The 25538-nt window shown below is 58.4% G+C and carries 19 protein-coding genes; 16 read left to right on the top strand and 3 right to left on the bottom strand.

Features of this window, described 5'->3' with window-relative positions:
• Nucleotides 1–190: 190 nt before the first annotated feature.
• Nucleotides 191–1222 carry a small ribosomal subunit biogenesis GTPase RsgA gene (gene rsgA / locus ASG55_RS13980; RefSeq protein ID WP_024011360.1) on the bottom strand — a complete coding sequence of 344 codons (1032 nt, stop codon included), beginning with the start codon at nucleotides 1220–1222 and terminating at the stop codon, nucleotides 191–193.
• A 107-nt stretch (nucleotides 1223–1329) separates the two neighbouring features.
• Here rsgA and orn point away from each other — a divergent pair, with 107 nt between their 5' ends.
• The 6 genes from orn (at nucleotide 1330) to ASG55_RS14010 (ending at nucleotide 12697) form a co-directional block, all read left to right on the top strand.
• Nucleotides 1330–1872, top strand: a complete 543-nt coding sequence (gene orn, locus ASG55_RS13985) for an oligoribonuclease (RefSeq protein ID WP_016771957.1) — start codon at nucleotides 1330–1332, stop codon at nucleotides 1870–1872.
• Nucleotides 1873–2023: 151 nt separating this feature from the next.
• Nucleotides 2024–2638 carry a trimeric intracellular cation channel family protein gene (locus ASG55_RS13990; RefSeq protein WP_177342722.1) on the top strand — a complete coding sequence of 205 codons (615 nt, stop codon included), beginning with the start codon at nucleotides 2024–2026 and terminating at the stop codon, nucleotides 2636–2638.
• A 177-nt stretch (nucleotides 2639–2815) separates the two neighbouring features.
• Nucleotides 2816–3841: a hypothetical protein gene (locus tag ASG55_RS13995; RefSeq protein ID WP_056787539.1), complete on the top strand. Its 1026-nt coding sequence runs from the start codon at nucleotides 2816–2818 to the stop codon at nucleotides 3839–3841.
• Nucleotides 3842–4025: 184 nt separating this feature from the next.
• Nucleotides 4026–6545: a leucine-rich repeat domain-containing protein gene (locus tag ASG55_RS14000; protein ID WP_156388191.1), complete on the top strand. Its 2520-nt coding sequence runs from the start codon at nucleotides 4026–4028 to the stop codon at nucleotides 6543–6545.
• Nucleotides 6546–6886: 341 nt separating this feature from the next.
• Nucleotides 6887–7873 (top strand): hypothetical protein, encoded by a 987-nt coding sequence (locus ASG55_RS14005; protein ID WP_056787544.1) that lies wholly within the window; start codon nucleotides 6887–6889, stop codon nucleotides 7871–7873.
• A gap of 81 nt (nucleotides 7874–7954) precedes the next feature.
• Entirely contained in the window at nucleotides 7955–12697 is a 4743-nt protein-coding gene (locus tag ASG55_RS14010) for an RHS repeat domain-containing protein (protein WP_082530297.1), read from the top strand.
• Between the two features lie 55 nt (nucleotides 12698–12752).
• Here ASG55_RS14010 and queG read toward each other — a convergent pair whose 3' ends face one another.
• The gene (gene queG / locus ASG55_RS14015; RefSeq protein WP_056787548.1) at nucleotides 12753–13853 is read right to left on the bottom strand and encodes a tRNA epoxyqueuosine(34) reductase QueG; all 1101 of its coding nucleotides are present in this window, start codon (nucleotides 13851–13853) and stop codon (nucleotides 12753–12755) included.
• A gap of 63 nt (nucleotides 13854–13916) precedes the next feature.
• Here queG and ASG55_RS14020 point away from each other — a divergent pair, with 63 nt between their 5' ends.
• The 9 genes from ASG55_RS14020 (at nucleotide 13917) to hflC (ending at nucleotide 23988) form a co-directional block, all read left to right on the top strand.
• A complete protein-coding gene (locus ASG55_RS14020) occupies nucleotides 13917–15416 on the top strand; it encodes a bifunctional ADP-dependent NAD(P)H-hydrate dehydratase/NAD(P)H-hydrate epimerase (protein ID WP_056787551.1) in 1500 nt (499 codons plus the stop codon).
• Entirely contained in the window at nucleotides 15404–15874 is a 471-nt protein-coding gene (tsaE, locus tag ASG55_RS14025) for a tRNA (adenosine(37)-N6)-threonylcarbamoyltransferase complex ATPase subunit type 1 TsaE (protein WP_016771950.1), read from the top strand. Before ASG55_RS14020 ends, tsaE begins: the two co-directional genes overlap by 13 nt.
• A 51-nt stretch (nucleotides 15875–15925) precedes the next feature.
• On the top strand, nucleotides 15926–17305 hold the full coding sequence (locus tag ASG55_RS14030) for an N-acetylmuramoyl-L-alanine amidase (protein WP_370593506.1): 1380 nt from the start codon (nucleotides 15926–15928) through the stop codon (nucleotides 17303–17305).
• On the top strand, nucleotides 17302–19209 hold the full coding sequence (gene mutL / locus ASG55_RS14035; protein ID WP_056787553.1) for a DNA mismatch repair endonuclease MutL: 1908 nt from the start codon (nucleotides 17302–17304) through the stop codon (nucleotides 19207–19209). The genes ASG55_RS14030 and mutL overlap by 4 nt, the downstream gene beginning before the upstream one ends.
• Nucleotides 19209–20180, top strand: a complete 972-nt coding sequence (miaA, locus tag ASG55_RS14040) for a tRNA (adenosine(37)-N6)-dimethylallyltransferase MiaA (protein WP_056787556.1) — start codon at nucleotides 19209–19211, stop codon at nucleotides 20178–20180. Before mutL ends, miaA begins: the two co-directional genes overlap by 1 nt.
• A gap of 95 nt (nucleotides 20181–20275) precedes the next feature.
• The gene (hfq, locus tag ASG55_RS14045) at nucleotides 20276–20542 is read left to right on the top strand and encodes an RNA chaperone Hfq (protein WP_016771947.1); all 267 of its coding nucleotides are present in this window, start codon (nucleotides 20276–20278) and stop codon (nucleotides 20540–20542) included.
• A 12-nt stretch (nucleotides 20543–20554) separates the two neighbouring features.
• Nucleotides 20555–21856, top strand: a complete 1302-nt coding sequence (gene hflX / locus ASG55_RS14050) for a ribosome rescue GTPase HflX (RefSeq protein WP_056787559.1) — start codon at nucleotides 20555–20557, stop codon at nucleotides 21854–21856.
• 96 nt (nucleotides 21857–21952) lie between these two features.
• Nucleotides 21953–23119 carry an FtsH protease activity modulator HflK gene (gene hflK, locus ASG55_RS14055; RefSeq protein WP_024011368.1) on the top strand — a complete coding sequence of 389 codons (1167 nt, stop codon included), beginning with the start codon at nucleotides 21953–21955 and terminating at the stop codon, nucleotides 23117–23119.
• The gene (gene hflC / locus ASG55_RS14060) at nucleotides 23119–23988 is read left to right on the top strand and encodes a protease modulator HflC (RefSeq protein ID WP_016771945.1); all 870 of its coding nucleotides are present in this window, start codon (nucleotides 23119–23121) and stop codon (nucleotides 23986–23988) included. Before hflK ends, hflC begins: the two co-directional genes overlap by 1 nt.
• Nucleotides 23989–24005: 17 nt before the next feature.
• Here the strand turns inward: hflC and ASG55_RS26850 are convergent, their stop codons facing one another.
• Nucleotides 24006–24212 (bottom strand): hypothetical protein, encoded by a 207-nt coding sequence (locus ASG55_RS26850; RefSeq protein WP_143497950.1) that lies wholly within the window; start codon nucleotides 24210–24212, stop codon nucleotides 24006–24008.
• A gap of 88 nt (nucleotides 24213–24300) precedes the next feature.
• Between ASG55_RS26850 and ASG55_RS14065 the strand changes: the two genes are divergently transcribed.
• On the top strand, nucleotides 24301–25488 hold the full coding sequence (locus tag ASG55_RS14065; protein WP_016771944.1) for an ATP phosphoribosyltransferase regulatory subunit: 1188 nt from the start codon (nucleotides 24301–24303) through the stop codon (nucleotides 25486–25488).
• Nucleotides 25489–25538 lie beyond the last annotated feature (50 nt).

Genomic DNA, 25538 nt, shown 5'->3' on the forward strand with positions numbered 1-25538 from the left:
CTGTGAGCGAAGGAGGAAAGAAATGTAGGCCGCTGGCTCAGGCCTACAAGGTCTGCGCGGCAAAACAGAAAGGTCCTGCAAGCAGTCGCGCAAGTGCCTACAGAAGAAGCTGACGTTTAAGAGGAGAGAGGTGAGTCAGATGCAGTCCGACAACCGGCAGCCCGTGGTGCGGGGCTGCCGGCGCGACTGCTTAATAACCGTTTTCGGGCAGGCTGGCGATGATCGAGCGATAGCTGTTCATCCGTTGCTGCTGGATGCGGCCATCTTCCAGCGCCTTGAGCAGCGCGCAACCCGGTTCGCGGTCGTGCTTGCAGTCGCGGAAACGGCAAGTGCCGAGCAGGTCATCGAACTCGATGAAACCGGCTTCGACATCGGCGCGGCTGACGTGGCCCAGACCGAATTCACGGATGCCCGGGGAGTCGATCAGTTCGCCGCCGCCAGGGAAGTGGAACAGGCGCGCGGTGGTGGTGGTGTGCGTGCCCTGACCGGACAATTCCGACAACGGCCCGACGCGGGTTTCGACTTCCGGCAGCAGGCTGTTGACCAGCGACGACTTGCCGACGCCGGACTGACCTACGAACACGCTGATGCGCCCGTCGAGCTGCTTTTGCAGTTGCTCCATGCCGTCGCCGTGGTGGGCCGAGACTTCCAGCACCGGATAACCCAGCGTGCGGTACACCGCCAGCAACGCGTTCAGCGCCGGGGCGTTCTGCTCGTCGATCAGGTCGAATTTGTTCAGCAGCAGAAGCGGGCGGATACCGGCATGTTCGGCGGCGACCAGATAGCGGTCGATCAGGTTGGCGTGCGGCTCGGGCAGCGGCGCGAAAACGATGACGATCATGTCGACGTTGGCGGCAACCGGCTTGAGCTGGCCACGACTGTCGGGGCGGCACAGTTCGGTGCTGCGCGGCAGTTGCGCGACGATCACGCCAATGCCTTGGTTGCCGGCGCGCCAGACCACTTTGTCGCCAGTGACCAGCGCTGGCAGGTTGGCGCGCAAGTGGCAGCGGAACACTTGACCGGCGAGTTCGCCGTCGACGGCTTCGACTTCGACCTGCACGCCGAAGTGGGCGATCACCAGGCCGTGTTGCTCTGGGCCAAGGTCGCCGCCCTCGAGGGCTTCGACCGCCGAGGACTCGCGTTTGGCGGCGCGTGCGGCGCGCTCGCCCTGGATCTTTTCGATGCGCCAGTTTTGACGACGATTGAGTTGGCGTTTGGCCATGGGTGTTCCGTCTGAAGAATGCAGCGATTAGGTAAAACGGCCGCGAGTTTAGCACGCCCGGCCACCGGCCTAGGCTAAACTGCGCAGCATTGCCTAGGAGCCCGAATATGCAAAATCCGCAGAACCTGATCTGGATCGACCTGGAAATGACCGGTCTGGACCCGGACAACGATGTCATCATCGAAATGGCCACTATCGTTACCGACAGTGAGCTGAACACATTGGCTGAAGGTCCGGTGATTGCCATCCACCATAGCGACGAAGTGCTCGCGCGCATGGACGAGTGGAATACCCGCACCCATGGCAACTCCGGTCTGACCCAGCGTGTGCGCGACAGCCGCATCAGCATGGCTGAGGCAGAAGCTGAGACCATCGCCTTTCTGGAAAAGTGGGTGCCGAAGGGCAAGTCGCCGATCTGCGGCAATAGCATCTGCCAGGATCGTCGCTTCCTTTATACCCACATGAAGGCGCTGGAAAGCTACTTCCACTATCGCAACCTCGACGTCTCCACGCTCAAGGAACTGGCCGCGCGCTGGGCGCCGGACGTACGCGACAGCTTCAAGAAGGGCAGCACCCACCTGGCGCTGGATGACATCCGCGAATCGATCGCCGAGCTGCAGCACTACCGCAAGCATTTCATCAAATTCTGATGCGGCGGCATCAGCCCTGACGCTTTCGCGAGCAGGCTCGCTCCCACATGGAATGCGGCTTATGTGGACGCGAGCCGGCTCGCGAGAGGCGCGCCCTCTTCTGGTGCGGCGCCGAAATGGCTAGACTGCGCGCCTTCCTGCCTGGACTGCCATCATGTTGCTGATGCTCTATCTGATCGCCATCACTGCCGAAGCCATGACCGGCGCGCTGTCCGCCGGACGACGAGGCATGGACTGGTTCGGCGTGGTGCTGATCGCCTGCATCACCGCGCTCGGTGGCGGTTCAGTGCGCGATGTGTTGCTCGGGCACTACCCGCTGACCTGGGTCAAACACCCGGAATATCTGGTGCTGACCTCGGTGGCGGCGATGTTTACGGTGTTTGCCGCACGCTGGATGCGTCACCTGCGCTCGCTGTTTCTGGTGCTCGACGCGGTGGGGCTGGTGGCATTTACCTTGATCGGTTGCATGACAGCGCTGGAAATGGGCCACGGCATGCTGGTGGCCTCGGTCAGCGGCGTCATCACCGGTGTGTTCGGCGGCATCCTGCGCGACATTTTCTGCAATGACATTCCGCTGATATTTCGCCGCGAACTTTATGCCAGTGTTTCATTCGCTGCGGCATGGTGCTACATGTTTTGTCTTTATATAAATGTGCCGGGCGAACAAGCCATCCTGATCACTTTGTTTGGCGGGTTCCTGTTACGTCTGCTGGCCATCCGTTTCCATTGGGAAATGCCGAAGTTCGTCTATAACGACGAACATTGATCATTCTTGCGTTGGTGTATTGGAGGCTGGTTTAAAGGCATATGAGTTGCCGGCGGCTGGTGCACGCATATTTCTTACACTTTTCACTTTGATATTTTCTTGGTGGGTATGTAACTTTTTTTGCTGACATGTTTTCGATGTCACTATCAAGTTATATTCTCACAGAGGAGCTGTATTATGAGTGAAAGCATGGATGCTACAGGTAATCAACAAAACACTTCGCCCGTTCTTGTGGGGTTGTCCAGTCTGAAGGTCAAGTTTGACGCCAGTGATAACACTCAAAGCAGGGCACTTTTCGCTAATGGCCGGATGCAAGTCAAAGTTCAGGTGCTGGTTGCCGGAGTAGACGCCGACGGCAACGCTGTGCATGTACCGGAAGATGTAATGGAAAGCATCCAGCTTATTCATTACGCGACCGGCAAGACCTTGCGCGATGGTTGGGTCGCGAGCGCGGTCCAAGGGCGGTTTACGCGTGAGGCACGGCCTGCACCGGATGCCTTGGACAGGCACGATGATGATCTTGAGAATGACAGCGTTCATCCACAGGTGCGTACGTTCTGGGTTTCCTCGTCGAGCGCCGGAACGACTGAGGTCGGTGCGCGCCTGTCTCTCAACGGGGAGAGGATTTTGAGCAACGGAACCACCCCTGTCAGTGTTCATTACAGCAGCGTGACTCTGGAGGCTGAAAAGCCCGCGACATATGGAGTCTTTCAGTTGTATCAGAACAGGATTGGTAATGAGTCGCCTGGTAATCGTATCTGGAAGTACCATCTGGGGCTGTACCCGGACGGGAAGCAAATCCGCCTGGTCGATTGGATGGTCGAGGGGGCTGAAGAGGGCGAAAACCTCGATTTTGCGGGCGGGAACAGGCTTAACGAAATCAAAACAAATTATATGAAGTGCATTTTCGTCCGTCCCGAAAAAACCAGTGTGACCGTCACCTTGCCTGATAGGGGTGATCCGTTTGTATATGCTTTCACCGGCGATGCGCAAACATGGAATCACAAGCATTACAAAGTAAATACGCAAAGCGACGGAGAACTCACTATTGTGCAGGCGTTATCCGAATACTCGGAAAATACCGGTGCGCAAAAATATGGAAGTGTCCTCTACTTTATCGCTATCGATGAATATGGTACCGGGCATAAGTTGGCGATTCGCGTGAGTTTTTATGAGCGCAATTTGTCTCTTCAGCGAGGCTGAGTTTCATCATCCATTGATGCAATGTCCTGGGATGTAGTAGCTGTATATGCGTTTGGCATCGCGGCTGCAGATAAGCTGCCATGTTCGATGATCAGGCATATGCACGAAAGTGCTTTATCTGATGCCTTGCGCTGGCCCGCAGCGATGTGTGGCCAGCGTCACCACTCCTCAAGGATGAGCATTCATGACTGGCAAACCGCCGAAAATCAAACCTGTATCTGCCCCAACCAGACCCATCGAGTCCAGCGGGGATGGCCTGCCCCGGGCTCTGAACCCGTCTTCGACAATGCCGCATTCGACTGTTGCACATCATCAGGGACCCTTGCCTTCGCCATCTTCTTCAGATTCGCTTGCAGTGATGCCTGTCATCAGTGTGAGCACGAGGCCGAAATATTCCACGATCGACGAGTTCGCAAGTGTGTCCGCAAGGAATTCGCTGGAGAACTACTGGATACCCACGCAAGAGCGTCTCGACGAGACCGATGCATGGGGCATCGCAATCATGAAGCAGCGTCAGTATGTTGCCGTCGCTGACAATCACATCGTACAAGTGGTCCTAGACCCCGAGAGCGGCCTGTTTCGCGCCACACATGCCAGAGAACTGCATCCTTCCGGTCCGCTGTTGAGGCCTGACAGCGAGGGCCGTTTGTGGCATCCGCTGGATGATCCTGAGTCGGCCAATCCAGTTGCAACTGTCTTTACCGGACAAAATCGCACGACAGAGCTTCCCGGCACGGAGTATTCAATAAAGGATTTCCCTCCACTGATGACCCAACGCATATTTGCCGTGAGCGGCGTCGACGCGATGATGGCGCACAGGTCCGACATTCATCCCGCTTCGCTGGCATTGCTGCAGGACACTGCGAGGCGCTTCGCCCTCGATCAAAAGATCCGCCAGTTCATCACCCAAGTGCAACATTCCGATCCGACCGTGCGTGCGCAAGCCGATTCACAACTGCAGGCTTTGTTAACGCTACAGGCAACTGATCTGAGCGAGCGCGTTATCGAACAGTCCCGCGCTTTGCTCTTTGAGCAGAGCGAGCGGGCGTTCGAGTTCGATTGCGATGACAACACATTGCAGATGCGACGGATTTTTCCTCATCTGCCCAAGACGATTGCCCAAGCGTTGTGGCGAGAGGCCAGTGCCGCCGACCATAGGCATTTGCGCCTGCGGCCGGGAATGCCGAGGCACATGGCAGAAAAAACGCTGGTGGCGCTACGCGAGGTGCGTCTCGCCAGGGCGTGCGAAGGAATCTATCTGGATGCGGTAGCCAGCCTGGACACTGACCAACTGGCTTTGCAGATGCTCGGGCAGCTTGATCAGTGGCCGCGACAGATTCGTATCGAGATTCGTCTGCAAGCGTCAGAGGGTGAGTCATTGAGTGCTATTGGCGATGCTCGATCGCCAGTGCGTCACATATTGATTCGTCAGCATGAAGGCTACGTTATCCAACGCAGCGGCATCGCGTCCCCCCAGGATCGGATGGATCTGTATGCCGCCGTCTGGCGCCTTTTACTGCCCGGGCAGCGCCAGTTGCTCGGTGTAGCGCAGGGCGGTGGTGCGGCGCTGCGGCAACTGGTACGCGCACAGCCATTGCCGTCGCGCCAACGCGTGAGCGAATTGTTGGGACTGGCACCGGTGCAGGTAACGGCTGTTCCGGCCAGCGCCCAATACGCGCAAGCGGGGCTGCGAGGCGGCGGCGATGTCAACCCGATGTTGACAGGATCCGTTGTGGAACGTGTCCGTAGCCTCTATCCGCAGCTTGATGACAAGGAGTTGGCCGCGTTCGTTTCCGAGCGCCTGGGATCTGAGCCGTCCACAGTTTTAGCGCGCCTGGAGACAGACCTCGCAATATTGCGCAATGAATTGGCGATCTGGAGTGCGGAAGGATTATCGACCCAAGCGGACTCTTCGCAGGACGCAATGCAGATCGCAGAACAGCGCCAGGCTCGCGAGCAATTTAGCGCAAAACTGCAAGATATCTGGCGACGCAAGTCGGTTTCCAGGTGGGGTTACGGTGACTATCATTTTTCCCATCATGTCGATTTTACTGGTGAGTTACCAAGATTATCCGCCAGGTTCGACTATGTAACAGAGTTGATATTGACTGTGGAAACGCCAGGCGCACGCATCGGCGCTTTTTTTGACAGTTTTCCCAATGTTCAATATTTGATGGTCACTGGCATAAAAATGGAGGACTTCCCGTCAGGAATATTCCAAATGCGCCAGTTGCGTCAACTGGTACTGGACGATTGCTCGCTTGAATTATCTGAAGCGACGGCTGAAGGTGTGTCCAGGATCGAGACGCTCACTTTGTTGAATCTGGCCAACAACCCTCTGACAGTTGCTCCGCATGTAGGCTTCATGACAGGTTTAACCGAGTTGATGCTATATAACGCCAATCTCTCCAGCCTGCCTTCCGGTATAGACAGGCTGGGAGATCTTCGGGTCATGGCGTTACAGGATAATAATATCTCAGACGTAGGGGGCGATTTGTTCGATATTCCGGATACTCAAGATCTATATGTTGGTTTATTGAACAATCCGCTGAGTGACGAGTCGATGCGGCGGATTAATCAATACCTTGAAAATTCCAGTATGGACCGGAAAGTGGAAATCCAAACGGAAGAAGCAGTTTCAGATTTTGATTCCGATAGTGAGTCATCGGAGAGCGGATTTTCGACAGGTCCAGATAGCGACTGAGTGTTGTCGAAAGTAACGGATCGATCACGCTGCCAACATGATTTGGCAAACATAAGCTACTCGCTGACTCCCCTTCCGGTTCGGGTTGATTGAATTCGGAAGGGGTAACAGGCCTTCGTGGGCCAGAATCATAGGGGCGAAAGGCTTAGTGTTGAATCTCGTAACATGCAGATCGCATTTTTTGAAGTTATTAGCATCTGTGTGAATTATTAAAGATGATGTTGAAAGTTTGCTTTTTCACAAAATGTCAAATGTCGCGGCTGTTTATATTTAAATTCGACGTTAATACTTTGCCGAGCCCTTGAAGGGCGAAATATATTAATCGGCTGAGGTGTTATCAGATGTTTGATGAGCAAGTTGGTATTTCCCGTATCGAGGTAAAGCTCGACGCCACAAATCATGGCCAGCACAAAGTGCTTTATGCCAACGGTCGCATGCAGGTGCGTGTATTGGTGCTTCTGCACGGTATCGATAACAATGGCGACGGGGTATCGCTGCATGGACATCCTGCATTGCCGTCATTGCGGCTGATTGCCTACAACGGTGCTCGGCCTCTGGAGGGAGACTGGAGTGTTTCGATTCAGGAAAATCGTTACGCTCACGAAATGTCGGGTGGGGCAACGCGCCTGACAGAAGTCCCGCGGGTCAGTGACAACCAGATAAGCAACGCCGCGGATCCGGTACAGATTTTCCAGTTCTGGGTCTCGGCTTCCCGACCTGGAATTATGGAAGTGGCTGCCGAGATCTCCTTGAATGGCGTGGTATTGCGAAGTAATGGGGTTGGTTTCGACAGCAGTGTTACGCTGGAGGCGATTCCTCCGAAAAAATACAATCAGAACAGTTTCTCTCTTTATAAGTACGGTACTTTCAGCGAAAGAGTGTACGAGGAGCGCATTCAGTATTTTCATCTCGGGCTTCACGCTGACGGTCGCCAGATCAACATTCTTGACTGGTATAGCACCGATATAAGACTTAATCCGTATGATGCTGAGGACGCGGTAATGGTGTACTCGTCAGGCACGATAAACCACTACAGTGGTGGCGGCAGGAGTTTTTATGGCTATCTGGCGCCAATCTATGGGCGATCGGCTTCGGTCAATACACCTCTTGGTTTTATTACTTTCCCGATTAACGATGTATCTGGTGTATTGACGCTGGTGCAGCGCACGACTCTACAGGCGGAGGAGAAGCCGGCGACGAGAGGTGCGTTCGAATTCGCCGTGATTGATGAGTTCGGTACGGAGCACTGGCTTGCTATCAAAGGTGATACAGAACAGCGAACTTTTATTCTGGATGAGTCGAAACGGTCAACAAAACAATTTGCCTGATTTCATTTGCGTGATTCAGCGAATTTTCGTTGGCCAGCTTGACCTGTTTAAATTTGCACCTGGAATAAAGGATATTTTTCTATGGAAAGTAATTCATCTTCCGCTGTTCACTCCAACGCTTTCAACTTTGGTGAATTTGTTTCAGGAGGCGTTGATCCCCGCACGGGCATGTACACCTGCGCATTTTCGCTTGGCAAGGTGCACTCGGCGGATCTCAATGGTCCGGAGCTTGCACTTTCAGTGGGCTTTAATCCGCTCAATCAGGCGGATAGCGGGTTCGGCGTTGGCTGGTCTTTGACACTGACCAATTATGACTTGCGCAGCAAAGTGATGACCTTGTCCAACGGTGAGCGCTACAAGGCTGTCGAGACGTCTACCGGTCTGAAGTTCAAGGAAATGAAACTGCAAACGGCGAAAGTGTCAGTCGCTGGAGCAGGACGCTATGAAGTTCGATACAAGGATGGCCGGCGTGAACTGCTCAAAGTCCTGGCCGGCACTCAGGTCGCCGTCGCGGAAAAAATAATAGCGGCGAACGGTGTGAGCATTACCCTGAAGCATGAGTTGTTCAACCAGTTTCCCCGATTGGCCGAAGTCCGTGATGCCAAGCGCTGCCTGTTGAAAATCACCCGCGCGGCAGGTCAGGTGACGCTGTCCCGGCATCCCGATACTACTTCCAGTTCCAACTACAAGCTGATCTTGAAAAACTCTCGAGTGACGGCCATCGAGCTGCCGGTTGGTAAGGGTTGGGACCTTGAGTATGAAGTCATCGCCGGGGCCAGCTATGTTCATCGCATCGTCAATCCGCTGCGCGGGGTCGAAATCATTCGCTACAAGCGGCACGGCCACCGCTTCATCAGCGGTGTGGAACGGACACTGCCGTTTGTGATTGCTCACGATGTCTACCCAGGGCGCGGCCAGCCCCGACTTTGCAAGACTTACACGTACTCCGACCATAACTTCCTTGGGCAGGGCCTCCTTCCTGCCAAGGATAGTGACCTGGATCCTCTCTATCTTGCGCCCGGCCACTACGTCTACACCTCGGACGAGCACTTGCTGGTCAGCGGCAAAGTACATACCCGCATCAAACGCACCTACAACAAATTCCATCTGTTGGTGGCTGAGGTTACAACCTGTGGTGACGCTCAGATCGCCACCACCACGGAGTATCACTGTTCCATTACCAAGCCATTCAGTGAGCAGGTTGCTCAGTTCCGCATGCCTAAGGTCCACACGGTGACGTACCTCGATCGGCGCACCCAACAGCAGCGTGTGGAAATCACCGTCACCGAGTTCGATGACGAAGGTAACTTGCTCAAGCAGGTCGAGCCCACTGGGGTGACGACGACCACGGAATTTTATCCGGCCAGTGGTGGAGATAACTGCCCAGAGGATCCGCTGGGCTTTTCCAGATTTCCGAAAAAGAGGACGGTGACTGCTGCCGCATCCGATGGTGCTTCGACAGTCACCTACTACGACTACGCGCTGCATCCGGCGCTGGACGGTGCGGAACTGGCATCCGTGTTACCGGTCGAGGAGCGTTTTTGTGAAGTGTTGGAAGGCGTTGAGGTATTGCGTTCGAAAACCGCACGCAGTTATTTGAATACGCCCGGGGATCCACTCAAGCATGGAGCCACGAAAGAGCAAAGTGTCGTTCTGAATGATAAAAAAACCGCTATCGAATTTTCCTATGAGCTTGAGGGTGACAGTTTGCGAGTCAGGTCCAGCACGCGCGGATTTGACGGCACGCTGCAGACCAGTGAGAAAGTGCTGTCGACGCTGACCGGATTACAGGTCTCTGAAGTCGGTGTCGATGGCGAGCACATCGAGCATGAGTACGACGCAATCGGTCGGGCAGTGGGCAAAACGGTTGCTGGCGGCACCCCATATGCGGCCGTTACCCGGTGGACCTATCTGGCTGCCAGCAAACAGCATCCGGCGACAATGGTGACCACGGATCCTGCTGGCGGCGAGCAAAAAGTGACTTATGACGGGATGGAACGGGTGATCACCGTTCATGAAAAGGACTGCGACCATCCCGACAAGGACGGTCTGATTCAGACACGCACGCTTTATTCTGCGCTGCATGATTCGGTCGGCCACAAGGTGAAAGTGACGCTGACTGATTGGCGTGATGGCAAGCCTTATCCGGTCAGCACCGGCTACGAATTCGATTCCTGGGGCCAGGTCAGCAAGACGCTGCACGATGATGGGCGTATCGAACACAGCGAGGCGGACCCGGTTCTTCGCCGGCAGACCCATTGGTTCCAGGGGATGGGCAAGACGATCACCCTCGTCAATGATTTCGGTAAACCGCTGAGCGTCGAGAGCTTCAATCTGAAGAACAAGAGTCTCGGCAAAACCGTTTACACCTATGACGGTTACGGGCGCACAACCAGTCAGACAGACCCTGTCGGCAATACCAGTCGATATGAGTACGACGTTTTTGACCGGATAACCCGCAGTGTCCTGCCCGACGCCACTGCGGTCGTGACCGACTACGCCGGGCATAGTGATGAAGGTCTGCCGATCAACATCAAGGTCGCTGACAAAGTGTTGGGGCAGCAAACTTATGACGGTCTGGGTCGCTTGATCCGAAGTACCGTGGGCGGACGTAAGTCCGAGGCTGGTTATGAAGCGGGCTTCACCCAGCCGCAGTGGTACAGGAGTGCTGATGGCAAAAAAACCGAATTCACTTATTTGCGGGAACTGGGCGGCCTGCTGACTGAGCGCAAGGCAGGGGATCTGGTCACGACCATGACGTATGACCCCCTCAGTGGCAATCCCTTGACCTGTACCGAAAACGGCAGAGAGCGCAATTTCGCCTATCACCCCTCCGGGCGTGTGAAAACCGAAACGACGACCCTCGGCGCTATCACCAAAGCAACCTCCAGTACCTGGTCCCTGCAGGGGCGACCGATCGCCCATGTCGATGTGCTCGGAGTCGAAAGCACATCCGAATACGATAAGCACGGCCGCCTGCTATCCACCTCTCAAGGCTCGCTTAAAACCGAATTCCACTACGACGCGCAGACGGGGATGCTGGACTGGACGCAAACCGAAGAAACGTCCATCAAGCGTCAAATGATCACCCGGTTTGCCTATGACGATATCGGGCGTGAAACCCGCCGTACTTTCGAGATTCAGGGTCAGCCAGACCAGACCCTGGAATCGACTTACACGCTGGCTGGCAAACTGGCGCAGAAAGTGTCCAGACGTGGCACTCAACTTTTACGTGATGAACAGTTCACCTACGATGTGCGCGGGCGCTTGATCCAGTACGACTGTGCCGGCACGCAAAAGCCGCGCGATCCGTATGGCAAGGAAATTGTCCGCCAGACATTCACCTTCGATGCATTGGATAACATCCTCACCGTGCAGACGAAGTTCCCGCTGGGGGTGAATCTGACCACCTTCAGTTACGACAATCCTGATCCTGCACAGCTCAGCGCCGTCAAACATTCCCACGTCGACTATCCCTCGGCAGTGACGCTGGAATACGACGCCAACGGCAGGATGATCAAGGACGACCAGGCGCGAACGCTGGCCTATGACGCGTTCGGACGTCTCGAGCAGTTGTCCAGCGCAGGGGGATCAGTGATTCGTGGCTACCATTACGACGGTTTCGACGATCTGGTGGAGCTGTCGCAAGCCGAAAAAACAATTGTGCAGCGTTACTACTACGCAGGCCGGGTTGCCAACGAGGTGAGTGGTGAAAGTTCAACCAGTGTTGTGCGTCACGGTGGAGCGCTCGTGGGGCAACAGCAATCGGGGTTGAACCCCGACGCGCAGCTATACGCCACCGATCAGCAGCAAAGTGTGCTGGCAACGCTGGGCAAGGAGCAGCTCACCGATTGCGCCTACAGCCCTTATGGGCATCGTCCCGCCGAAGGTGGATTGTTCAGCGTGGCAGGGTTCAACGGCGAACAGCTGGATCCGGTTACCGGGCTGTATCTGCTGGGCAACGGTTACAGGGCTTATAGTCCGACACTGATGCGCTTTCTCGCCCCCGACAGCATGAGTCCATTTGGCGCGGGCGGATTGAATGCCTACAGTTATTGCCTGGGCGACCCTGTCAATCGTGTCGACCCTACCGGGCATATCTCCTGGCAATCGATCCTGGGCATCGGCCTCAGTGTTCTCGGAATTGTTGCCAGCGTGGTGACGATGGGCGCGGCGACGCCATGGGCAGTGGCGGCATTGGGGCTGGCGGTTGCTTCAGGCCTGGCGGGTATTGCCAGCGAGGTGGTCAATGAACTCGCACCGGGTTCTCAAGCGGGCGAGATATTGGGCTGGATCAGTTTTGGTCTTGGGCTGGCTTCGGTGGGGGCAGGGCTGGCAGCTGGTGCCAAAGCGGGCATCAATGCTGGCAGGAAACTGGCTGGCGCCTTCAAGCAGGGCCTGAGTAGTAAAGGCTCCAAGGCAGCGGGTCAAGAGATGGCCCGAGGCATGATCAAGGGTAAGGGAAACAAGGCGGCGGCCAAGGCGAAGGCGAAGGCCAGCGCGGCCGTTCAGGAAGAGGCCGAGAAACCATGGTCACTCGTCAGGGTCGACCCCAAAAAGAACATCCTTGAGAAAGAGGGCCTTACCGGCTTGCTTGAAAAGGCCGAAACTTTCATGCAGCACATTGAGGCGGGTAACTCCCCGACGTCTTCTGCAGCGCTGATTCATGCCAAATACACGCCCATGCATGGTCCATCCGGCTCAGCATCAAAGCCGATGCATCTTTATCTGTCGCAAGGAGACCGAATATATATGACCGAAAACGCCAAGGAGCGGATCGCGGTCATCAACCAGCTGGGTGGTCATTTAAAGGAAAAAAAGTAAGTCGGAGCACGCAACGAAACGATACAAAGCGAAAGCAGGAACACTCAAGGCCCGGCTACGATTTGAACAGTGCGCTTGCCGGTTTTGCGAGCGCGCGGTGGGCGTGCTGTTCCAGTGCCCACTCGACATGTTCCCTGACCAACTCTGACGGATAATCACGTCGCGCCTTCAACGCTTCCAGCACAGGAATCGATGAAGGCGCATTCCCCAGTCCCACCGCCAGATTGCGTAACCAGCGCTCGTACCCGGCACGCCGCAACGGTGAACCTTCGGTGCTGTTCAAGAACTTTTCTTCATCCCACATGAACAGTTCAGCCAGCTCGGCATTATCGAGATTGTGCCGTGGCTTGAAATCGCTTTCTCCAGTCGGCCGAGCGAAGCGGTTCCATGGGCAGACGATCTGGCAGTCATCGCAGCCAAACACCCGATTGCCGATCAGCGGACGCAGGTCTTCGGGGATGGCGGTCTTCAGTTCGATAGTCAGATAGGAGATGCAGCGCCGGGCGTCCAGCACGTACGGGCCGACAAAGGCGTTGGTCGGGCAGATATCCAGGCATGCGGTGCAACGCCCGCAATGTTCGCTGCTGTGCGGTTCGTCCACCGGTAGCGGCAGGTCGACGAACAGTTCGCTCAGGAAGAAATAACTGCCGGCCTTGCGGTTCAACACCAAGGTATTTTTACCGATCCAGCCCAGTCCAGCCTGTTCGGCGATGGCTTTTTCCAGCACCGGTGCGCTGTCGACAAACGCACGAAAGCCGAACGGGCCGATCTCCGCCTGGATCTTGTCGGCCAATTGTTGAACACGTTTACGGATCAATTTGTGGTAATCGCGGCCCAAGGCATAACGCGACACGTAAGCCTTCTCCGGCTCAGCCAGGCGTTTGGCCATTTCGGTATCGCCTGGCAAGTAGTCCATGCGCAGGGAAACCACGCGCAACGTGCCCGGCACCAGCTCTTCGGGATGCGAGCGTTTGCTGCCATGGGCGCCCATGTAGTCCATGTCGCCGTGGTAGCCGGCCTCGAGCCAGCGCTGCAGATGCTGCTCGTGTTCGGCCAGGTCCAGACCGCTGATGCCGACTTGCTGGAAGCCCAGCTCGCGGCCCCAATCCTTGATCGATTGGGCGAGGGCGGGCAGGTCTGTGGTGATGGCGGACATGAGGCGAGAGAAACCGGAGCTGAGGTGCGTATAATTCTGCCAGACATCGGAGCCCGAAGACGCATGCCGCAGACGAAAGATGAATTACCCGACGCGCTGTACCGCGCCGCGCAGGTGCGCGAACTCGACGCGCGGCTGATCGCCGCCGGCACGCCGGGCTTCGAATTGATGCAACGTGCCGCCCGCGCGACATGGCGTGCATTGGTGCGCAGGTGGCCGGCAGCGAACGAACTGACGGTGCTCGCCGGGCACGGCAACAATGCCGGTGACGGTTATCTGGTGGCCGGGTTGGCGCTGCGGGCCGGTTGGACAGTGCGCGTTCTCGCCGTCGGCGATCCGCAACGTTTGCAGGGCGATGCCGCACTGGCCCATGCCGAATCGGTGGCTGCTGGTGTTGTGGTGCAAGGCTGGCAGGCGCAAAGCGAGCTGCGTGGTGTCGTCCTCGATGCGTTGCTCGGCACTGGCCTGAGCGGCGAAGTGCGTGAGCCCTATGCATCGGCGATCAAGGCGATCAACGCCTGCGGCTTGCCGGTAGCGGCGGTCGATATTCCTTCCGGGCTGTGTGCCGATACCGGGTGTGAACTGGGTGTCGCGGTATGCGCCGATCTAACGGTGACCTTCATTGGTATGAAGGTCGGGCTGTTGACCGGTGATGCTGCGGATCATATCGGTGAGCTGGTCTTCAACGACCTGCAAGCCACCGACGAAATTTCCAGTGACATTCCTGTCTGCGCTCAGCGCCTGAGCGCCGCTAATCTTCCAGCACTTGCACCGCGTGCGCCGACCTCACACAAGGGGCGCTTTGGTCATGTGTTGCTGATCGGCGGCGATCACGGGTTCGGCGGAGCGATTCTGCTCAGCACTGAAATGGCCTTGCGCGGCGGCGCGGGCATGGTTTCGCTGGCGACTCGCCCAGAGCATGTGCCGGCGGCGCTGACTCGGGTGCCGGAGGCGATGGCGCTCGGCACCTCGTCAGCCAATCAACTGATGGGGCTGCTGGAAAAGGTTTCGGTGCTGGTGGTCGGACCGGGTCTCGGTCAGGCCAGTTGGGGCCGTGCCCTGTTGTCGGCGGCCGCCAATGCTGCGTTGCCGCAAGTGTGGGACGCTGACGCGTTGAACCTGCTGGCCAGCGATTTTGTCCAGTTGCCCAAGGATTGCGTGATCACCCCGCATCCGGGTGAAGCGGCGCGCTTGCTTGGCGTCAGCACCACCGAGGTGCAGGCCGATCGCCCGGCCGCTGCTCTGGCGTTGAGCAAAAAGTATTCAGCGGTAGTGGTTCTGAAAGGGGCCGGCAGTCTGATCGCCCATCCCGATGGGCGTCTGGCCCTATGTCATCAGGGCCATCCGGCGATGGCCACGGGCGGGTTGGGGGATGTGCTGGCCGGTCTGACCGGCGCATTGCTGGCCCAAGACATGGACGCGTTCGATGCGGCATGCCTGGCCGTCTGGCTGCACGCCAACGCGGGTATGCAACAAGGCAAATTCGGCCGTGGGCTGGCGGCCAGTGATCTGATTCCAGCCATTCGTCAGTTGTTGGAGGAGCAAGCACCGTGTCTGAAGTAACCCTGTACCTGGCCGATGAACAGGCAATGAGCGACTTTGGCGCACGGATCGCCCGCGTCACCCAGGGCCATGGCCTGATTTTTCTTGAAGGTAATCTGGGTATGGGCAAAACCACCCTGTCACGGGGCATCATTCGTGGGCTGGGGCATGTCGGCGCGGTAAAAAGTCCGACCTTCACATTGGTCGAGCCCTACGAGATCGGTGACATACGTGCCTTCCACTTCGACCTCTATCGTTTGGTCGATCCCGAGGAGCTGGAGTTTCTCGGCATCCGCGACTACTTCGAAGACGATGCCCTGTGCCTGATCGAATGGCCCGATAAAGGTGCAGGCTTTTTGCCAAAGCCTGACCTGACCATTACCATTAGCCCGCAAGACAGCGGGCGTTCGCTGAAAATTTTAGCCCAGGGCTCGCGTGGCGAGGCCTGGTGTGCCGCTTTGGCATTGGAATCCAATTAAATGATGGGGTTTGGTATGCGCTTTCGCGCGTTGGTGGCTGCCGCTGGACTGATGTTGATGGCAGTAACCGTCAACGCTGTGGCCGATTCAAAGGTCAACAGCGTGCGCCTGTGGCGTGCGCCGGACAATACGCGACTGGTCTTTGACCTCAGCGGCCCGGTGCAGCACAGCGTTTTCACCCTGACAGCCCCTGATCGGCTGGTGATCGACATCAACGGCGCCACCCTCGGCGCGCCGTTGAACGTGCAGACCGCGAACACGCCTATCACCGCGATGCGCTCAGCCCAGCGCACGCCGACCGACCTGCGGGTGGTCATCGACCTGAAAAAAGCCGTCACCCCGAAAAGCTTCTCGCTGGCGCCGAACGCGCAATACGGCAACCGTCTGGTGGTCGATCTGTTCGACAACCCGGCCGATGCCGCGCCGCCGCCAGCCCCGACGCCATCGGTGGCGACCGTGCCGGCGGTGCCGGTGACTCCGACCGAACCGGCGATCAAGCTGCCGCCAGCCCCTGCTGGCAAGCGCGACATTATCGTCGTGATCGATGCCGGCCACGGAGGGGAAGACCCGGGCGCGTCCGGCTCGCGCGGCCAGCGTGAGAAAGACGTGGTGCTGCAGATCGCCCGCGAATTGCAGCGTCAGGTCAACGGCATGAAAGGCTTCCGCGCCGAGCTGACCCGTACCGGCGACTACTTCATTCCATTGCGCGGGCGTACCGAAATCGCCCGCAAGAAGGGCGCCGACCTGTTCGTCTCGATCCACGCCGACGCTGCGCCGTCCGCGGCCGCTTTCGGTGCTTCGGTGTTCGCCCTGTCCGATCGTGGCGCTACCTCCGAGACCGCCCGCTGGCTGGCCGACAGTGAAAACCGATCCGACCTGATCGGTGGTGCCGGCAACGTCAGCCTCGACGACAAGGACCGCATGCTCGCCGGCGTGTTGCTCGACCTGTCGATGACTGCGTCGCTGACCTCCAGTCTCAACGTCGGCCAGAAGGTGCTGACCAATATCGGTCGCGTTACGCCGCTGCACAAACAGCGTGTGGAACAAGCCGGGTTCATGGTGCTGAAGTCGCCGGACATTCCGTCGATCCTGGTTGAAACCGGCTTCATTTCCAACGCCAACGAAGCGAACAAGCTGTCCGCGTCGAGCCATCAGCAAGCGCTGGCCCGTTCGATCAGCAGCGGCGTACGCCAGTTCTTCCAGCAGAATCCGCCGCCGGGCACCTACATCGCCTGGCTGCGTGATTCCGGCAAGATTGCCCAAGGCCCGCGCGACCACCGTGTCGGCCCGGGGGAAACCCTGGCGATGATCGGCGTGCGCTATCAGGTTTCGCCGGCCACCTTGCGCGCCGCCAACAATCTGAAAAGCGATGAGCTGAAAGTCGGTCAGCACCTGACCATTCCAGGCACCGAACTGGCGTCGAAAGAATGAACCAGGTATTGAACACTGCGCGCATCGAGCTGCTCAGCCCACGACTGGCGAACCAGATCGCCGCTGGTGAGGTGGTTGAGCGCCCGGCTTCGGTGATCAAGGAGTTGCTGGAAAACAGCCTCGACTCCGGCGCCAGGCGTATTGACGTCGATGTCGAGCAGGGCGGCGTCAAGTTGCTGCGCGTGCGCGATGACGGCAGCGGTATTTCCGCCGATGACCTGCCGCTCGCCCTGGCCCGTCACGCCACCAGCAAGATTCGCAACCTCGAAGACCTCGAACAGGTGATGAGCCTGGGTTTCCGTGGCGAGGCGCTGGCGTCGATCAGCTCCGTGGCGCGTCTGACCCTCACCTCGCGCACCCGCGATGCCGATCAGGCCTGGCAGGTCGAGACCGAAGGCCGGGATATGGCGCCGCGCGTGCAGCCGGCGGCGCATCCGGTCGGCACTTCGGTGGAAGTCCGCGACCTGTTCTTCAACACCCCGGCCCGGCGCAAATTTCTCAAGACCGAAAAAACCGAATTCGATCACCTGCAGGAAGTGATCAAGCGTCTGGCGCTGGCGCGCTTCGACGTGGCTTTTCATCTGCGCCACAACGGCAAGACCATCCTCAGCCTGCACGAGGCCCACGATGATGCAGCCCGCGCCCGGCGTGTGGCGGCGATCTGCGGTTCGGGTTTCCTTGAGCAGGCGTTGCCGATCGAGATCGAACGCAATGGCTTGCACCTGTGGGGCTGGGTCGGTTTGCCGACCTTCAACCGCAGTCAGGCGGATTTGCAGTATTTCTTCGTAAACGGCCGTGCGGTGCGCGACAAACTGGTGGCCCACGCGGTACGCCAGGCTTATCGCGACGTGCTGTTCAATGGTCGGCACCCGACCTTCGCGCTGTTTTTCGAGGTCGATCCCGCAGCGGTAGACGTCAACGTGCACCCGACCAAACACGAAGTGCGTTTCCGTGACGGGCGCATGGTCCACGATTTCCTGTATGGCACGCTGCACCGTGCGCTGGGCGATGTGCGTCCGGAAGATCAATTGGCCGGCTCGGTCACCACGGCGATCGTTCGGCCGAGCGGGATCGAGGCGGGCGAGTTTGGCCCACAGGGCGAGATGCGTCTGGCCGCCAATGCGCTGCTGGAGCAGCCGCAGGCGCAACCGGCGTTCAACACGTCATCCGGCGCCAGCGCTGGCGGCGCTTATCAGTATCAATACACGCCGCGTCCGCAATCGGCGGTGCCTGCTGCCGAGGCGCAAGCCGCTTACAAGGAATTTTTCGCGCCGCTGCCTGAAGCCAATGCCAGCGCACTGCCGACCGGTCAGGAAGATATTCCGCCGCTCGGCTATGCACTGGCGCAGCTAAAAGGCATCTATATCTTGTCCGAAAACGCCCACGGCCTGGTGCTGGTGGACATGCATGCCGCCCACGAGCGGATCATGTACGAGCGCCTGAAAATCGCCATGGCCAGCGAAGGTCTCAGTGGCCAGCCGTTGCTGGTGCCGGAGTCGCTGGCGGTCAGTCAGCGCGAGGCCGATTGTGCTGAAGAGCACGCTGCTTGGTTTCAGCGCCTTGGTTTTGAATTGCAGCGCCTGGGTCCGGAAACCCTGGCGATCCGGCAGATTCCCGCTTTGCTCAAGCAGGCCGAAGCCAATCGACTGGTCGGCGACGTACTCTCTGACCTGATGGAATACGGCACCAGTGACCGTATCCAGGCGCACCTCAACGAACTGCTCGGCACCATGGCCTGCCACGGCGCGATCCGCGCCAACCGGCGTCTGGCCCTGCCGGAAATGAACGGTCTGCTGCGCGATATGGAAAACACCGAGCGCAGCGGTCAATGCAACCATGGCCGACCGACCTGGACCCAATTGGGCCTGGACGATCTGGACAAACTGTTCCTGCGCGGTCGCTGATGAGCCAGCTGCCTCCAGCGATTTTCCTGATGGGCCCGACCGCTGCGGGCAAGACCGATCTGGCCATCGAGCTGACCAAGGTGCTGCCGTGCGAGTTGATCAGTGTCGATTCGGCGCTTGTCTACCGCGGCATGGACATCGGCACGGCCAAGCCTTCGCAAGAACTGCTCGCCGAATACCCACACCGGCTGATCGACATTCTCGACCCCGCTGAAGCGTATTCCGCTGCCGATTTCCGTCGCGACGCGTTGCAGGCCATGGCCGAAATCACTGGGCGAGGAAAGATCCCGCTGCTGGTCGGCGGCACCATGCTCTATTACAAGGCTCTGGTCGAAGGTCTGGCGGACATGCCGGCAGCCGATCCCGAGGTCCGCGCGCAGATCGAGGAAGAAGCTGCACGCCTCGGCTGGCAAGCCCTGCACGATCAATTGGCGCAAATCGATCCGGTGTCGGCGGCGCGCATCCATCCCAATGATCCGCAACGCTTGAGTCGGGCACTGGAAGTGTATCGAGTCAGCGGGCAGAGCATGACCGCCCTGCGCGAGCAACAATCTGCGCTAAGTACTGAAGCAGCCGCTTCGGGACGGCAACAATTGCCCTATACTGTCGCGAACCTGGCCATTGCTCCGGCGAATCGTCAGGTTCTGCACCAGCGAATTGAACAAAGATTCACAAATATGTTGGAACAGGGATTCATCGACGAGGTCGTAGCCCTGCGTAAAAGAAGTGACCTGCATTCGGGGTTGCCGTCTATACGTGCGGTAGGCTACCGCCAAGTCTGGGATTACCTGGACGGCAAGCTGACATTGGCCCAGATGCAGGAGCGGGGCATCATCGCCACGCGCCAATTGGCCAAACGCCAGTTTACCTGGCTGCGCAGCTGGGACGATTTGCATTGGCTGGACAGTCTTGATTGCGACAATCTGCCACGCGCCTTGAAATACCTTGGGACCATCTCCATATTGAGCTGAGTCCTTGCAATTGCCGTCTATCCTTGGGGGTGTGACGGCCGAAGCCATCTGAATTTACCTGTTTTTATTATTGAATCCTTAAAGGAGTGCGGCACATGTCAAAAGGGCATTCGCTACAAGACCCTTACCTGAACACTTTACGTAAAGAGAAAGTCGGGGTTTCCATCTATCTGGTCAACGGTATCAAGCTGCAAGGGACGATCGAGTCGTTCGACCAGTTCGTGATCCTGCTGAAAAACACCGTAAGCCAGATGGTCTACAAACACGCTATCTCGACCGTCGTGCCGGTTCGTCCAATTCGTCTGCCTAGCGCAACCGAAAACGAACAGGGCGATGCCGATGCAGCGCCGGGTAACGCCTGATAGGAGTCTCCTTTGTTCTTTGAGCGCCACGGTGGTGGTGAACGAGTCATCCTCGTTCACTTGGATGGACAGGACCCTGAGGCGCGCGAAGATCCGCAGGAGTTTCAGGAGTTGGCAAATTCGGCTGGCGCCGAGACCGTCGCGTTTTTTAACGTGCCGCGTCATCGGGCAACCGCCAAATATCTGATCGGCAGCGGCAAGGTCGAGGAACTGCGCGACCTGGTCAAGGCTGAAGAAGCCGATCTGGTGATTTTCAATCACATCCTCACGCCCAGTCAGGAACGCAACCTTGAACGTGTCTTCGAGTGTCGCGTGATCGACCGCACCGGGCTGATTCTCGATATTTTCGCCCAACGCGCACGCACCCATGAGGGCAAGCTTCAGGTCGAACTGGCCCAGCTTGACCACATGAGCACGCGGCTGGTTCGCGGCTGGACTCACCTTGAGCGTCAGGGTGGCGGTATCGGTATGCGCGGTCCGGGTGAAACCCAGCTGGAAACCGACCGCCGTCTGCTGCGGGTTCGCCTGCGTCAGATCAAGGGGCGGCTGGAGAAGGTGCGCAGTCAGCGCGAGCAGTCGCGCCGTGGCCGATCCCGTGCGGACATCCCTACCGTTTCGCTGGTGGGATACACCAACGCGGGCAAATCGACACTCTTCAACAACGTGACGAAGTCCGAGGTGTACGCGGCCGATCAGTTGTTCGCCACGCTCGACCCGACCCTGCGCCGGCTGGAGCTTGACGACCTCGGTCCGATCGTCCTCGCCGACACCGTGGGGTTCATTCGTCACCTGCCACACAAGCTGGTCGAGGCATTTCGGTCTACGCTCGAAGAGTCGAGCAACTCCGACCTGCTGTTGCACGTGATCGATGCAGCCGAACCGGATCGCATGTTGCAGATCGAGCAGGTGATGGTGGTGCTGGGCGAGATTGGTGCCCAGGACTTGCCGATCCTCGAGGTCTATAACAAACTCGATTTGCTTGAAGGCGTCGAGCCGCAGATCCAGCGCGATGCCGATGGCAAGCCGCAACGGGTCTGGCTCTCGGCGCGTGATGGCAGCGGTCTGGAATTGCTTGAACAGGCCATCGCCGAGTTGCTCGGCAGTGATCTGTTCGTCGGTACCTTGCGCTTGCCGCAACGATTCGCTCGGCTGCGTGCGCAGTTCTTCGAACTCGGGGCGGTGCAGAAAGAAGAATACGATGATGAAGGTGTCAGCCTGCTGGCCGTTCGTTTGCCCCGGATCGAGCTGAATCGATTGGTAAGCCGCGAAGGATTGCAGCCGATGGAATTCATCGAGCAACACACTTTGCAATAAAAGCCTGACAAAGCGGTTGTGCCGCAACGGCAGGCATTCTGTAGCATTGGTCGGCGCGCCGTGGGTGCGTCTTTGCTTTATCAGATGGAGAGCGCTATGGCTTGGAATGAGCCGGGTGGCAACTCGAATAATCAGGATCCCTGGGGTGGCAAGCGCCGCAATAACGGCGACCGCAAGGGGCCACCGGATCTCGACGAGGCCTTCCGAAAGCTGCAGGAAAGCCTGAACGGGTTGTTCGGTGGTGGTAAGAAACGCGGTGATGACGGCGGCGGGTCGGGGCGCAGCAGTGGCGGCTTCGGCGGTCTGCTCGGCATCGGCCTGGTCGTGCTGGCGGCTGTCTGGCTGTACAGCGCGGTCTACGTGGTGGACGAGCAGGAGCAAGCCGTTGTGCTGCGCTTCGGCAAGTACTACGAGACTGTCGGCCCGGGCCTGAACATCTACTTCCCGCCGATCGACAAGAAGTACATGGAGAACGTGACGCGTGAGCGTGCGTACACCAAGCAGGGCCAGATGCTGACTGAAGACGAGAACATCGTCGAAGTGCCGCTGACCGTGCAGTACAAGATCAGCAACCTGCAGGACTTCGTGCTGAACGTCGATCAGCCGGAAATCAGCCTGCAGCACGCGACTGAAAGTGCGCTGCGTCACGTGGTCGGTTCCACCGCCATGGACCAGGTGCTGACCGAAGGTCGTGAATTGATGGCCAGCGAAATCAAGGAGCGTCTGCAACGTTTCCTCGATACCTATCGCACCGGTATCACCGTCACCCAGGTCAACGTACAGAGCGCAGCGGCACCGCGTGAAGTACAGGAAGCCTTCGATGACGTGATCCGCGCCCGTGAAGACGAGCAGCGTTCGCGCAACCAGGCTGAAACCTATGCCAACGGTGTGGTGCCGGAAGCCCGTGGTCAGGCCCAGCGCATCATCGAAGATGCCAACGGTTATCGCGACGAGACCATCTCGCGCGCCAAGGGTGAGGCCGATCGCTTCACCAAGCTGGTCGCCGAGTATCGCAAGGCACCTGAAGTCACCCGCGAACGTCTGTACCTGGACACCATGCAGGAAGTCTTCAGCAACACCAGCAAGGTACTCGTGACCGGCAACAAGAACGGCCAGAGCAATCTGCTTTACCTGCCGTTGGACAAAATGATCCAGAACAGCTCGGGCAACGCACCGGTGACCGGTTCGGCCGCCAGCAACAACACGGACGTCACGCCGCATGTCACTGACGTGCCGCAGACGCGTACAAGGGAGACCCGCTGATGAGCAATAAATCGCTGATCGCCCTGATCGTTGGCGTCGTCGTGGTACTGGTGGGCTGGAATTGCTTCTACATCGTCGCTCAGACCGAGCGCGCGGTGCTGCTGCAATTCGGTCGTGTGGTTCAGGCGGATGTCCAGCCGGGTCTGCATGTGAAAGTGCCTTACGTCAACCAGGTGCGCAAATTCGATGCGCGTCTGCTGACGCTGGATGCGCCGACGCAGCGCTTCCTGACCCTGGAAAAGAAAGCCGTGATGGTCGATGCCTACGCCAAGTGGCGGGTGAAAGATGCCGAGCGCTTCTACACCGCGACTTCGGGTCTGAAGCAGATCGCCGACGAACGTCTGTCCCGTCGTCTGGAGTCCGGTCTGCGTGACCAGTTCGGCAAGCGCACCCTGCACGAAGTGGTGTCGGGTGAGCGTGATGCGCTGATGGCTGACATCACTGCATCGCTGAACAAGATGGCGGAAAAAGAGCTGGGTATCGAAGTGGTTGATGTCCGGGTCAAGGCCATTGATCTGCCGAAGGAAGTGAACCGCAGTGTGTTCGAGCGTATGAGCACCGAGCGTGAGCGTGAAGCTCGCGAGCACCGCGCCAAGGGTAACGAGCTGGCCGAAGGCATCCGTGCCGACGCCGATCGTCAACGCCGCGTGCTGCTGGCCGAAGCTTATCGTGAATCCGAAGAGGTTCGCGGTGACGGTGACGCCCAGGCAGCTGCGATCTACTCCAAGGCCTACGGTCAGGATCAGGAGTTCTACGGTTTCTACCGTAGCCTGCGTGCCTACCGTGAAAGCTTCGCGAACAAATCCGACGTCCTGGTCCTCGACCCAAGCAGCGACTTCTTCCGTTACCTGGAAAAAGCCAAACCTTGATACGACGTTGACCTGAATCATTCCGCCCGGCGGCTAAAACCTCGGGCGGGGTGATCCTTTCGGAAAACGTGTGTATGATGCGGCAGCCGGGAAATTCCCGGCTTTTTTGCGTCTGCACGTTTGATTGCTGTTTTTGTTGCAGGCATCGGGTTTGAATAGCCCGAGCGTTTTTCGAGGAAAGTGATGGGCGAAGCCGCCAGCCGGCCTTTCGCTGCGTCGTTCATGCGCGTGCGTTTTGAACGCTCCGGTCATTTTCTGCTTCACTCAAGGCTCGCCTAGTGCTGGCCGCCCGGATCAAAGGGGAATGGCGTAATGGCAACGGTAGACCGCTGGCTGCTGCCAGATGGCATCGAAGAAGTACTGCCACCGGAGGCGGCGCGCATTGAAGTCGCGCGTCGTCAGGTGTTGGATCTGTTCCAGAGCTGGGGTTACGAGTTCGTCGTGACTCCCCATATCGAGTACCTGGAATCCCTGCTGACCGGCGCGGGCCAGGACCTGGATCTGCGTACCTTCAAGGTCATCGACCCGCAATCGGGCCGGCAGATGGGTTTCCGCGCCGACATCACGCCGCAGGTGGCGCGCATCGATGCGCACACCCTGCGTCGTGAAGGCCCTAGCCGTCTGTGCTACGCCGGCAGCGTCCTGCATGCCCAGCCGCGTGCATTGTCGTCCTCGCGCAGCCCGATCCAGCTGGGCGCCGAGCTGTACGGCGACGCCAGCCCGAGCAGTGACGTCGAAGTCATCAGTCTGATGCTGGCCATGCTGCAACTGGCCGATGTGCCGGACGTGCACATGGACCTCGGCCATGTTGGCATCTACCGTGGTCTGGCGCGCGCCGCCGGTCTGTCCGGTGAAGTCGAGCAGCAGTTGTTCGATGCCCTGCAGCGCAAGGCCATCGATGAAGTGATTACCCTGACCGAAGGTCTCCCGGCCGATCTGTCGGGGATGCTGCGTGCCTTGGTTGATCTGTGCGGCGGCCGTGAAGTATTGAGCGCTGCCCGCGAGCGTCTGGCCAATGCGCCGGCGCCGGTGCTGGCGGCGCTGGAAGATCTGCTGGCGATCGCCGAACGTCTTTCCGTGCGCTTCCCGCAGCTGCCGCTGTATTTCGACCTCGGCGAGTTGCGCGGCTACCACTACCACACCGGTGTGGTGTTCGCGGTGTTCGTGCCGGGCGTTGGCCAGTCCATCGCTCAGGGCGGTCGTTACGATGACATCGGCGCTGACTTCGGCCGCGCGCGTCCGGCGACTGGTTTCTCTACCGATTTGAAAACCCTGGTGACCCTGGGGCGTGCTGAGATCGAGCTACCGTCTGGCGGTATCTGGATGCCTGACAGTACGGATGCGGCACTCTGGCAGCAGGTTTGCCAGTTGCGCAGTGAGGGTCAGCGTGTCGTTCAGGCCTTGCCTGGACAACCATTGGCCGCCGCCCGTGATGCGGACTGCGACCGGCAATTGATTCAGCAGAACGGGCTTTGGCAAGTATCGCCACTGGCTTCTTGAGTTTTCCTGCCGGCCATCGCCGGCACCAAGTTTGCGCGAATGAGGACAAG

This window comes from Pseudomonas sp. Leaf434 (genome assembly GCF_001425545.1).
In the GTDB taxonomy this organism is placed as follows: domain Bacteria; phylum Pseudomonadota; class Gammaproteobacteria; order Pseudomonadales; family Pseudomonadaceae; genus Aquipseudomonas; species Aquipseudomonas siliginis.

What these genes read in the sequence shown, in the direction of transcription:
- rsgA (WP_024011360.1), bottom strand. Translation starts at nt 1,222, where the DNA reads ATGGCCAAACGCCAACTCAATCGTCGTCAAAACTGGCGCATCGAAAAG.
- orn (WP_016771957.1), top strand. Translation starts at nt 1,330, where the DNA reads ATGCAAAATCCGCAGAACCTGATCTGGATCGACCTGGAAATGACCGGT.
- ASG55_RS13995 (WP_056787539.1), top strand. Translation starts at nt 2,816, where the DNA reads ATGAGTGAAAGCATGGATGCTACAGGTAATCAACAAAACACTTCGCCC.
- ASG55_RS14000 (WP_156388191.1), top strand. Translation starts at nt 4,026, where the DNA reads ATGACTGGCAAACCGCCGAAAATCAAACCTGTATCTGCCCCAACCAGA.
- ASG55_RS14005 (WP_056787544.1), top strand. Translation starts at nt 6,887, where the DNA reads ATGTTTGATGAGCAAGTTGGTATTTCCCGTATCGAGGTAAAGCTCGAC.
- ASG55_RS14010 (WP_082530297.1), top strand. Translation starts at nt 7,955, where the DNA reads ATGGAAAGTAATTCATCTTCCGCTGTTCACTCCAACGCTTTCAACTTT.
- queG (WP_056787548.1), bottom strand. Translation starts at nt 13,853, where the DNA reads ATGTCCGCCATCACCACAGACCTGCCCGCCCTCGCCCAATCGATCAAG.
- ASG55_RS14020 (WP_056787551.1), top strand. Translation starts at nt 13,917, where the DNA reads ATGCCGCAGACGAAAGATGAATTACCCGACGCGCTGTACCGCGCCGCG.
- ASG55_RS14030 (WP_370593506.1), top strand. Translation starts at nt 15,926, where the DNA reads ATGTTGATGGCAGTAACCGTCAACGCTGTGGCCGATTCAAAGGTCAAC.
- mutL (WP_056787553.1), top strand. Translation starts at nt 17,302, where the DNA reads ATGAACCAGGTATTGAACACTGCGCGCATCGAGCTGCTCAGCCCACGA.
- miaA (WP_056787556.1), top strand. Translation starts at nt 19,209, where the DNA reads ATGAGCCAGCTGCCTCCAGCGATTTTCCTGATGGGCCCGACCGCTGCG.
- hfq (WP_016771947.1), top strand. Translation starts at nt 20,276, where the DNA reads ATGTCAAAAGGGCATTCGCTACAAGACCCTTACCTGAACACTTTACGT.
- hflK (WP_024011368.1), top strand. Translation starts at nt 21,953, where the DNA reads ATGGCTTGGAATGAGCCGGGTGGCAACTCGAATAATCAGGATCCCTGG.
- hflC (WP_016771945.1), top strand. Translation starts at nt 23,119, where the DNA reads ATGAGCAATAAATCGCTGATCGCCCTGATCGTTGGCGTCGTCGTGGTA.
- ASG55_RS26850 (WP_143497950.1), bottom strand. Translation starts at nt 24,212, where the DNA reads ATGAACGACGCAGCGAAAGGCCGGCTGGCGGCTTCGCCCATCACTTTC.
- ASG55_RS14065 (WP_016771944.1), top strand. Translation starts at nt 24,301, where the DNA reads ATGGCAACGGTAGACCGCTGGCTGCTGCCAGATGGCATCGAAGAAGTA.